The following is a 10967-nucleotide window of genomic DNA, read 5'->3' on the forward strand; positions in this document are numbered from 1 at the left end:
AAATCATGTCCTGCCCTATCAGTTACGTAAGTAATCAGTTTTTCAGATTCTCCTTCCGCTCTTCCTAACTTCCTGTCCATTATTTTACAAAGAATCTTGATAAGGTCGATGTTTTTCCACTCATTATGCCCACCAATATTATAAGTAGACCCAGACTTAGCTTCATGGAAAATCACATCAATAGCTCTGGCATGATCTACAACCCATAACCAGTCTCTAACATTCTCGCCTTTTCCGTAAATGGGAATAGGTTTATTGTGTTTGATATTATTGATTGACAGTGGAATCAATTTTTCCGGAAAATGATAAGAACCGTAGTTATTAGAACAATTAGAAATAACGATATCTAGTCCATAAGTATCATGGTAGGCTCTTACAAAATGATCTGAACTTGCTTTTGAAGCGGAATACGGCGAGTGCGGATCATAAGATGTCTCTTCTGTAAACATATCGTTTCCTTCACCTAATGTTCCGTAAACCTCATCTGTAGAGACATGATAAAAGCGCTTCTTATCATAATCACCTTTCCAGAAATTCTTTGCAGCATTCAAAAGATTAACTGTTCCTACAACATTTGTCATTACAAATTCTGTTGGATTTGTAATTGACCGGTCTACATGAGATTCTGCTGCTAAATGAATAACTGCATCGAAATTTTCGGACTCGAACAGATCATTGATAAAAGTTACATCAACTATATCTCCTTTTACAAATTTATAATTTGGCGCATCTTCTATATCCTTCAAATTAGCTAAATTACCAGCATAGGTTAGCTTATCCAGATTTACGATCTCATAATTCGGATAAGTTGTCACAAATCTTCTAACGACATGCGAACCTATAAAACCGGCTCCTCCTGTAATTAATATTTTTTTCATGTTTTTATTCAGATTGAAGATATTAGACATGATCTATGAGTGTTTATCAAATTTAAAATCAGTCTCAAATCTCATAACTAAAACGGATTTTCATTAATATAATTTTCCCATTCCCATGCAGATCTCATCATCTCTTCTATACCTAATTCTGCTTTCCATCCCAGTTTATCAGCAGATTTTTTTACATCTCCGTAAACCTTTTCGATATCTCCCGTTCTTCTGGGGCCAATCTTAAAATCCAGTTTCACACCAGTAGAACTTTCAAAAGCTTTTATAATTTCAAGTACCGAGCTTCCTTTTCCTGTCCCAATATTGAATACTTCGTAATTATTCTCTGATTTCCCTTCTTCCATTCTCCTCAGTGCTGCTACGTGGGCTTTAGCTAAGTCTACAACATGAATATAATCTCTGATACAACTTCCGTCTGGCGTATCATAATCATCTCCAAAAACAGTTATAGGACCTCTTTTTCCAATAGCGCTTTGTGTGATAAAAGGAACTAAGTTTTGAGGAACACCAATTGGCAGTTCCCCAATCAAAGCAGTTTTGTGCGCTCCAACCGGATTGAAATATCTTAAAGCAACAATATTATAATTTTTATTGGATGCCGCTGTCTCAGCTAAAATTTCTTCGGCTACCTGCTTTGTATTTCCATAAGGAGATTCTGCTTTTTTTACCGGAGCAGACTCTGTTACCGGTAACACATCTGGTTGCCCGTATACCGTACAACTGGAAGAAAATACAAAGTTTACAGTTCTATCCTGATAATGATTCAATAAATTGATTAAAGAATAGAAATTATTCCTATAATATTTTAGAGGCTGTTCTACAGATTCGCCAACTGCTTTATATGCTGCGAAATGTATAATACCACTAATATCTGAATTCTGTTTTAAGAAAGCTTCTGTTTGCTCTACATCACATAAATCTAATTGATGAAATTCTGGCTTATGCCCGATAATCTTCTCTATCTGATCTAAAATTTTGATAGATGAATTAGACAAATTGTCTACAATAACCGGAGTATATCCTGCATTATGTAATTCAACAACTGTATGAGAACCTATAAAACCTGTTCCACCGGTTACTAGAATCTTTCCTGACATTTACTTTTTATTATAGTTTGAAAAATCTTTATGTTCTATTTTCTCTAATTGTTCTTTTGATAGCGATTTGAAATACTCGTAAGTAATTTTTAAACCTTCTGCCCGATTCACTTTTGGCTCCCAGTTTAAGATCTCCTTAGCTTTGGTAATATCCGGGCGACGTTGTTTAGGGTCGTCCTGAGGCAAAGGCTTGTATATTACTTTCTGAGTAGTTCCTGTTAATTTGATAATTTCCTCTGCAAATTGTCCTATAGTTATCTCATCCGGGTTACCAATATTTACAGGATAAGCATAATCAGACATTAGCAACCTGTAAATTCCCTCTACCAGGTCGTCTACATAACAAAAAGACCGTGTTTGTGTTCCATCTCCAAAAACTGTCAGATCTTCGCCTCTTAAAGCCTGCCCAATAAATGCAGGCAGTACCCTTCCATCATTCAGACGCATTCTTGGGCCATAAGTATTGAAAATTCTTACAATTCTGGTCTCTACACCATGAAAAGTATGGTAAGCCATTGTCATAGCTTCCTGAAAACGTTTAGCTTCGTCGTAAACTCCACGCGGACCAACTGGGTTTACATTTCCCCAATACTCTTCTGGTTGTGGGTTTACATTCGGATCGCCATAAACTTCAGATGTAGAAGCAATGATAATTCTGGCTTTCTTCACTCTTGCCAGCCCTAAAAGATTATGAATACCCAAAGACCCTACTTTTAAGGTTTGGATTGGAATTTTAAGATAATCTATTGGGCTTGCCGGAGAAGCAAAATGCAGTATATAATCTAATTTACCAGGGACATGAACAAATTTAGAGACATCGTGATGGTAAAATTCAAAATTCTCCAATTTAAAAAGATGTTCTATGTTTGCCAAATCACCCGTGATCAGATTATCCATTCCAATTACATGGAAACCTTCTTTTATAAATCTGTCACAAAGATGCGAGCCTAAAAATCCAGCTGCTCCTGTTATTAATACTCTTTTTGCCATTATGCTTCTATTATCTTACGGCCAATACTATTGTAATAGAATCCTAAATCAATCATTTTATGTAATTCATAAAGGTTTCTTCCATCAAAAACTACCTTAGATTTAAGGTTATCTTCCATCTTTTTGAAATCAGGATTTCGGAAAAGCTGCCATTCTGTAGCAATTATTAAAGCGTCGGCCCCTTCTAAAGCAGTGTAAGCGTCTTCCGCATAGTCTATTTTATCGCCAATTAACCTGCGCACATTCCCTATTGCTTCAGGGTCGTAAGCAGTTATTTTTGCACCAGCCTTCAAAAGTTCATCAATAATATACAGTGCGGGCGCCTCTCTGATATCATCCGTTTCTGGTTTAAAAGCTAAACCCCATAGTGCAAAATGTTTTCCTGCCAGATTCGATTTATAGTATTGTTTAATTTTCTCTACAATTTTCACCTTTTGAACCTGATTAACATCCATCACAGATTTCAAAATTTTAAAATCATAGTGATATTCTTCTGCGGATAATGCCAGTGCCTGTACGTCTTTAGGGAAGCAGCTTCCTCCATAACCAATTCCCGGGAAAAGAAACCTCTTTCCGATACGGGCATCCGAACCAACACCTATTCTTACCATATCCACATCTGCACCTACCAACTCACACAAATTGGCAATTTCGTTCATGAAGGTGATTTTTGTTGCTAAAAATGAATTAGCTGCATATTTTGTCAATTCCGAAGAGCGTTCATCCATAAAGATAATTGGATTTCCTGAACGTACATAAGGAGCATACAGTTCTGCCATTAAAGCTCTCGCTCGTTCGCTAGAGGTACCAACAACTACTCTATCCGGTTTCATAAAATCTTCTACAGCCACACCTTCTCGCAAAAATTCAGGATTAGAAACAACATCAACTTCTACCAGCGTATTTTCCCTGAATGCTGCTTTAACTTTATCTGCTGTTCCTACAGGCACAGTAGATTTAGTTACAATTACTTTATAATCTTTAACAATTTCTGCTATATCTTTTGCTGCTCCCAAAACATAACTTAGGTCCGCTCTGCCATCTCCGCCCGGAGGAGTAGGTAACGCCAGAAATATAATCTGAGCGTCATTTATTGCTGCAGCCAATTCGGTTGTGAAAGACAATCTTCCCTGAGCAATGTTTCTGTTGAACAATACGTCCAAGCCTGGCTCGTAAATAGGCATAACACCTTCTTTCATCTTCTGAACCTTCTCTTCTACGATGTCTACACATACTACATTATTACCAGTTTCGGCCAAACAGGTTCCGGTAACTAAACCGACATATCCTGTACCTATAACAGCAATATTCATAAGTAAATTATAAAGTTAAATACAAAATCTTTAAACTTGACGAAGTTAACAATTTAGAATTTTTAAATGCTTATTTTTTATAATATCGGAATACATTTTTTTTTCTTACTAGCAGCCATTGCCGCGCTTTTTAACAATAAAGCAAAACTATGGATACAGGGCAGGAAAAATTGGAAAAACAAATGGAAAGACATTCCGCAAGAAAAGACAATTTGGTTTCATTTTGCATCGCTGGGCGAGTTTGAACAGGGAAAACCCTTGATTGAAAAAATAAAGCAGCTTTTCCCTTCCAAAAAAATTGTCATCACATTTTTTTCTCCTTCCGGTTACGAAATCCGTAAAAATTCTCCATTAGGTGATTATATCCTATATCTACCTTTAGATACCAGGAAAAATGCTCGGGATTTTCTCAAAATATTCAATCCGGAAATTGCATTCTTTAATAAATATGAATACTGGTATCATTTCTTTAAAGAAGCAAAACAGGCTAACGTTCCGCTTTATGTTACTTCTGCTATTTTCAGAACCAATCAGATCTTCTTTAAAAGTTATGGTTCTTTCAACAGAAGAATATTAAGTTTTGTAACTCACTTCTTTGTACAGAACAAACAATCTGAGGAACTATTGCACAGTATTGGCTTGAACAACTATTCACTTGCAGGCGACACTCGATTCGACAGTGTAAATAATTTATCTAAAAAAATTAAGGATTTACCATTTATTAATCAATTCAGACAGAACCATAAGCTTTTTGTAATAGGAAGTTCATGGCCTGAAGATGAAAACAATTTAGCTCCATGGATTATAAAAAATTCTGATTCATGGAAGGCTGTATTTGCTCCACATGAAATTAAAGAAGAGAAAATACAAAACCTGATAAAACTATTTCCAGAAGGACAAGTCATTCGACATTCTCAAATAGGCGACAAAGATATTAGCAGATATAAAGTTCTAATTATAGATAATATCGGTATGCTCTCTACGCTATACAACGAAGCCGACTTAACGTATATAGGCGGAGGATTTAATAAATCTGGAATACACAACACACTGGAAGCTGCCGCCTGGGGTAAAGCTGTTATTTTCGGACCCAATTACCAGAAATTTCAGGAAGCTAAAGATCTGGTTTCTATTGGTGCTGGTTTCAGTTATAATACATCCGTAGAACTTTATGATATTCTCGATAAATTAACTTCAGATACGAACTTTAGAAATGAAGCGGCAAGAAAATCAAAAGTTTATGTCCAGGAGAATGTTGGAGCTACAGCCATTATCATCAATAAAATCTACGGAATATTACTTCTTAAAGAATAATTTATCCAGAGCGTAATTATCATACTGCTGATACGAAAGAAGCAATACAAAACATAATATATGGATAAGCTGAGAAGATATTGCTCCCCAGGACTCAATCATACTGCTTCCAAAAATCAGCACTATCATAGTAATTGCTCCAACAACTATTGCCTGTTTGGTAAATAATCCCACCAGCATAAAAACTCCAACCAATAGTTCTATATATGGTAAAATATAACTAAAAGGCTGCACCAATGCTATAGGCAATAACGATTGTTCAAACTCTTTTACCATTCCGGCACTAAATTCATCCATTTTAGGGATACGCACTACTCCATGCCCAAACATGCTCATGGCAACTGCTAAACGAAGCAAAAGATAAGATAGGGGTTTATTAATCATATTGTTTATCTTTAATTCTCATGTCAAAAATAAATGCATCAGATTTCAGTAATTTAATCAGTTTAAAATCAGGATGCAAGGATTTATCAAAAAATTAAACTCAGCAGGAATAAGTGAAGAAGGAACTTTAGAACAGGAGAAAGTTCCTGAAACTCTTCGTATGTATCTGAAATCAAAATAAAATCTCCAAAGCAGCTTTGGCTTTTAAGCTTGACTAATAATTTAAGATTATATCCTCCAGAGCTTCTACCCACTCGGAGTCAGCATTTAAACTCTCTACCATTTGGATACGTTCTCCCCCATAAGAATGAAATTCTTCCTGATATTCTACACCGATCTCATAAATAGTTTCAATACAATCTGCTACGAAAGCAGGACTAAGTACCAGAATTTTCTTCTTTCCTTTGTCGGCCAGTTCTTTCAAAACGGTACTGGTATATGGCTGCATCCATGGTTCATTTCCTAACCTGGATTGAAAGCATAAAGTATATTCGTCTGTCGATAAGCCAATTTCTTTTGCAATTGCCTTAGTTGTTTGATAACATTGAGCCGTATAACAAAACTTGTTGGTATCGGTATAGTTCTTACAGCAATCTTCTACCTGCAGACAATATTTTTTAGAAACATCTGCTTTACGCATTTGACGCTGAGGTACGCCATGATAACTGAATAGTACATGATCCCATTTTTCAGCATCCAGATATTTCTTTGCATTCTTTGCAAAAACCCTTGCCATTCCAGGATGATCGCAATAGTTATTGACAAACTGTATAGGTGGAATTATTTGCCACTGACTTACTACTTCCATAATCATCTGATGTATAGATCCTGTAGTGGCTGATGCATATTGCGGAAATAAAGGAATTACTTTAATACTATCAACATTAAGCTCTTGTAGTTTCTTTAAAGCGCCCTCTAAAGACGGATTTTGATAACGCATGGCTAGTTCTACATGGTATTCTTCACCTAATCTTTCGGCAATCAGATTTTGCAAGGCATAGCTATACACCAATAAAGGAGAACCTTCTTCTGTCCAGATCTCCTGATAAGTTTTTGCAGAATTTTTAGCCCTTTTCGGAATGATAATTCCTCTAACCAGTAAGTTTCTTCCTAGCGGATTAATATCTATAACACGGCCGTCCATTAAAAACTGATCCAGATAAACACGTACATCTTCCGTTTTCGGACTATCGGGTGTACCTAAATTAACAAGTAGAATTCCTTTCTTTCTCATCCAAAATTGCTTAAAACGCTTCTAATGCTTGTTTCACTTCTTCCATTAACCACATAGGTGTAGAGGTTGCTCCGGCGATGCCTACGGTATCTCCAACCTGAAACATTTCTTTATCTAACTCGCTCACATCACTTACAAAGTAAGTATTTGGGTTATGCCTTTTGCACACCTCGTATAGTACTTTTCCATTAGAAGATTTTTTTCCCGACACAAATACTATCTTGTTATATCGTTTAGCAAATTCGGGCAGATCTTTATCTCTGTTTGAAACCTGACGACATATTGTGTCATTCGCTTTCAAATCATATCCCCGATCTAAAAGGTGTTGTTTTATTTTATAGAATGTATCTGTAGATTTAGTAGTTTGGCTATACAAAGTAAATTTTTGTGGCAACTCCAATTGCTCCAATTCTTCCATACTTTGAAAAACTAAAGCTTCATCATTTGTCTGTCCCTGCAAACCGATAACCTCCGCATGCCCATGTTTACCAAAAATCACTATTTTTTCCTTAGAATCATAACTTGATTTAATCCTGTTCTGCAATTTCAAAACAACCGGACAAGAAGCATCTATTAAAGTAATATTATTTTCCAGAGCCAGTTTATAGGTTTCGGGGGCCTCGCCATGTGCTCTTATCAATACTTTTTCATTATTGATATGTTTAAGATCTTCGTGGTTGATAATCTTTAAGCCTTTAGCTTTTAATCTGCTTACTTCTTCGTCATTGTGTACAATATCTCCTAAACAATACAGATATCCATCTTCAGACAAGATATCTTCTGCCATATCTATTGCATACACAACTCCAAAGCAAAAGCCAGAATCACTATCAATAGTAACCTTTAAATTGTGCCCCATATCTCTTTAATTCATACAAAAATATAAAAAACTCAATCAAGGCATTGTAATATTTATTTTTGTATGATATTGGGATTATTCCGATTGGATATTATTGCGCCTTCTCATAGTATAATCCATAGAGTAAGGACCCGCACCTATTATCCAAAACATTACTAATAATAACAAAACGATGATAGATAACCAAAGTTCGGAATTGAAAATGGTAAATCCTTTTGCAATGTTTACAAAGAAAATAGCTCCTAATAAAATAGGAATTTGTATAACTGCAGCAAATCTTGTTACCAAACCTACAATTAAAAATATTCCTCCAACAATATGCGCAAATACGATATAGTGCACAATTCCCGCCAATACTACGCCAGAGAAACCAAATCTGCCATTGTCATTATCTACAAGCAAAGAATAAACAGCATCCCGACTCATAATTACCGTTATACCTTTTATTAAAATAAGTAATCCAAGACAAATACGGATAACATCTGTGGCTTTGGAATGATAATCATCTCCCCAATGCTCAATTTTATGTACCAAGTTCATGGAAACCTCCTTTTTATAATTGACTATTAAAAATCAGCACAAAAATCAATCCAATACGTTTGACCTTGCTAAGACGCTTAATATGAAGTTTTCCTAATGTTTCTTACCTCACTTTAAACTATTTAATAAAGTGAACATTTTCTGTCGCATTGACGAAGTGGCTCCATTATAATTGTTCACGATGATGGCAAAACAGTAATTTTTATGATATCCTGCATAGGCAAGAACATCTCCTATAGTTCCACTTTTCATTTTCATATTATTATAAAGTGGAAAACTGTTTAAATACCCCACATACCATGGCTCGCGACTTGCGTGTCTTAAAACACTTACCATGGTCGAGGTTGTAATCCGATTTGATGGTGCCAACCCACTTCCATCGTAAATATTAAGTGTATTCTTATCCAAACCTAGTTTTTGCCAATAATCCTGCAAAACTTTTATACCACCTTTTATCGCTTTACCTTCATCTTTTGATATAGCTCTCATCATTTGTTCACCATAAAGGTTTAAGCTCTTTTGATTAAAATGATAAACAATATCTTTTAAGACAGGAGATTTAATAGTAAGAATACGAACTCCATTTAGCACAGAATTTGCTCTCGACAACCTGGTAGTTTGATAACCTTTATTAGGTATTCCATTCTTTTCCAGCATACTACTTAATTCATAAGCCATCGCCATAGCAGGGTCTGGCAAGGAAAACCGAATATTTTTATTTAGATTAATAGCATAAGTACCACGTAAATAAACTACAGAAGAATATGGAGATGAATATCCATACACCTGGTCACCGGTTCCGGCAACCCCGGTTTTTAATTCGTTTATGATATTAAAGAAGGGATATTTATTACTATTAGAGAGTATCTGAACTTCCCCTCCCACGCCTGGAGCAGGTTTAAATCTTAGCTCAAATTCATTTTCTCCCCAACATATTACAGAAGTTCCGGCCCCAAAATAATTCCCCATATCTTGCCATATCCAGCCTTCGGATATACTTTGCGAATCCCATACTCCATCATCAACTATAATCTCTCCATTTATATTATTGATTCCTTTAGACTGGACAGCCGTTAAAATCTTTTGCAGTACAATTTCTTTCGAAGTAGTTGCGTATCTATCGCTGCCTAAAGTTGGGTCTCCGTTGCCTTTTACAATAATGTTTCCATTTAATTTTCCTCCGGAAATAACTCCTGAGTATAAAATATCTGTTGTAAACTGAAAACTTTCCCCTAGAATACCTAAAGCTGTCGCCGACGTAACTGTTTTTAAAGAAGATGCCGGAGCCAGACCAACGTCCTCATTTTCAGCAAAAATAATTTTACCTGTATTCTTATCTGTAACAATAAACGAGCTTATTGCGTACTTTAATTGTGTATCCTTAGAAAAAGTTGTATAAGCAGCTTTTATTTTATCTGTGATGGATTGTGCTGTAGAAATATTCCAAAAAAGGAAAAGGCAGAAAATGGCATAGATTGTTTTCATAACACAAAATAAGGCATTAAACATAAAAACAACCAATTAAAAAGACAGACAATGAAAAACTTTTTGAGTATCGCTTTGATTTATTCTGTACTACTTTCTTGTTCTTCTAAAAAAGACGAGACAGACCAATGTATTTATGCAGTAAATCTCCCTGCTGTTGAAGTCTCAGATGTAGAAAATGGCACAGTTAATGAACCTTTAAGATTTAATATTAAATCTCAATATCATAACGGTTGTGGCAGTTTTAAGGATTTCAGCGAAAAAACTGAGGGCAACATCATCACTGTAGTTGTAAACGGAATGAACATGGGATGTATTTGTACACAAGCATTTGTACATTTTGACAAGGATTATGTTTTTGTGCCAAAACAAGCAGGAACGTATACTTTTAAATTCAAATCGACACAGAACAGCTATATAGAAAGACAAGTTGTTGTAAATTTAAAAGCATGAATAATAGAATAAACGAAGCTACAACACACCATTTAGACAGTTTAAACCTTCCTTTAAGGAAGGAGATTGAGTCTCTGCGCTATATTATTCTGAATACAAACGAAAATTTAGAAGAGAATATAAAGTGGAATGCACCAAATTATCATATAAAAAGCGCAGACAGAATAACAATGAAGCTACATCCTCCAAAGCAAATTCAAATTATATTTCATTGTGGTGCTAAAATACAAAACCAGTCAGATGAAAGATTATTAGCGAATGATTTTGGATTATTAAATTGGAAAAGCAACGACAGGGCCGTATTGACTCTAAAGGATGCTAACGACCTGGAAATGAATACCGGAAAAATAACTTCACTTATACAAAGTTGGTTAGCCGCAACCACGTAATCTGGAAATATACTCATAAAAA

Annotated in this window: 12 protein-coding genes; 3 read left to right on the top strand and 9 right to left on the bottom strand. The window is 35.4% G+C overall.

Annotated features, from left to right (window positions below):
* The 4 genes from rfbB to ABWO41_RS10300 form a co-directional block, all read right to left on the bottom strand.
* On the bottom strand, positions 1 to 878 hold an 878-nt coding region (gene rfbB / locus ABWO41_RS10285; RefSeq protein WP_353137368.1), incomplete at its 3' end, for a dTDP-glucose 4,6-dehydratase.
* Positions 879 to 955: 77 nt separating this feature from the next.
* Positions 956 to 1984, bottom strand: coding sequence for a UDP-glucose 4-epimerase GalE (gene galE / locus ABWO41_RS10290; protein ID WP_353137370.1), 1029 nt, complete (start codon positions 1982 to 1984; stop codon positions 956 to 958).
* A complete protein-coding gene (locus ABWO41_RS10295; protein WP_353137390.1) occupies positions 1985 to 2977 on the bottom strand; it encodes a UDP-glucuronic acid decarboxylase family protein in 993 nt (330 codons plus the stop codon).
* Positions 2974 to 4287, bottom strand: coding sequence for a UDP-glucose dehydrogenase family protein (locus ABWO41_RS10300; protein WP_353137372.1), 1314 nt, complete (start codon positions 4285 to 4287; stop codon positions 2974 to 2976). Before ABWO41_RS10300 ends, ABWO41_RS10295 begins: the two co-directional genes overlap by 4 nt.
* Before the next feature lie 66 nt (positions 4288 to 4353).
* Here ABWO41_RS10300 and ABWO41_RS10305 point away from each other — a divergent pair, with 66 nt between their 5' ends.
* Positions 4354 to 5601: a 3-deoxy-D-manno-octulosonic acid transferase gene (locus ABWO41_RS10305; protein WP_353137374.1), complete on the top strand. Its 1248-nt coding sequence runs from the start codon at positions 4354 to 4356 to the stop codon at positions 5599 to 5601.
* On the opposite strand, the gene ABWO41_RS10310 is transcribed toward ABWO41_RS10305, so the two are convergent.
* The 5 genes from ABWO41_RS10310 to dacB form a co-directional block, all read right to left on the bottom strand.
* On the bottom strand, positions 5584 to 5985 hold the full coding sequence (locus tag ABWO41_RS10310) for a DoxX family protein (RefSeq protein WP_353137376.1): 402 nt from the start codon (positions 5983 to 5985) through the stop codon (positions 5584 to 5586). The genes ABWO41_RS10305 and ABWO41_RS10310 overlap by 18 nt on opposite strands.
* Before the next feature lie 214 nt (positions 5986 to 6199).
* Positions 6200 to 7219 (bottom strand): ferrochelatase, encoded by a 1020-nt coding sequence (hemH, locus tag ABWO41_RS10315; RefSeq protein ID WP_353137378.1) that lies wholly within the window; start codon positions 7217 to 7219, stop codon positions 6200 to 6202.
* A gap of 10 nt (positions 7220 to 7229) precedes the next feature.
* Positions 7230 to 8078: a 4-hydroxy-3-methylbut-2-enyl diphosphate reductase gene (locus ABWO41_RS10320; protein ID WP_353137380.1), complete on the bottom strand. Its 849-nt coding sequence runs from the start codon at positions 8076 to 8078 to the stop codon at positions 7230 to 7232.
* 75 nt (positions 8079 to 8153) lie between these two features.
* A complete protein-coding gene (locus ABWO41_RS10325; protein ID WP_353137382.1) occupies positions 8154 to 8618 on the bottom strand; it encodes a DoxX family protein in 465 nt (154 codons plus the stop codon).
* A gap of 108 nt (positions 8619 to 8726) precedes the next feature.
* Complete coding sequence (dacB, locus tag ABWO41_RS10330; protein ID WP_353137384.1) at positions 8727 to 10103, bottom strand: D-alanyl-D-alanine carboxypeptidase/D-alanyl-D-alanine endopeptidase; 1377 nt, start codon at positions 10101 to 10103, stop codon at positions 8727 to 8729.
* A gap of 51 nt (positions 10104 to 10154) precedes the next feature.
* Between dacB and ABWO41_RS10335 the strand changes: the two genes are divergently transcribed.
* Both ABWO41_RS10335 and ABWO41_RS10340 read left to right on the top strand, forming a co-directional pair.
* Positions 10155 to 10556, top strand: a complete 402-nt coding sequence (locus ABWO41_RS10335) for a hypothetical protein (RefSeq protein WP_353137386.1) — start codon at positions 10155 to 10157, stop codon at positions 10554 to 10556.
* Positions 10553 to 10945, top strand: coding sequence for a DUF1801 domain-containing protein (locus ABWO41_RS10340; RefSeq protein WP_353137388.1), 393 nt, complete (start codon positions 10553 to 10555; stop codon positions 10943 to 10945). Before ABWO41_RS10335 ends, ABWO41_RS10340 begins: the two co-directional genes overlap by 4 nt.
* Positions 10946 to 10967: the final 22 nt, after the last annotated feature.

The organism is Pseudopedobacter sp. (assembly GCF_040392825.1).
Taxonomy (GTDB): domain Bacteria; phylum Bacteroidota; class Bacteroidia; order Sphingobacteriales; family Sphingobacteriaceae; genus Pseudopedobacter.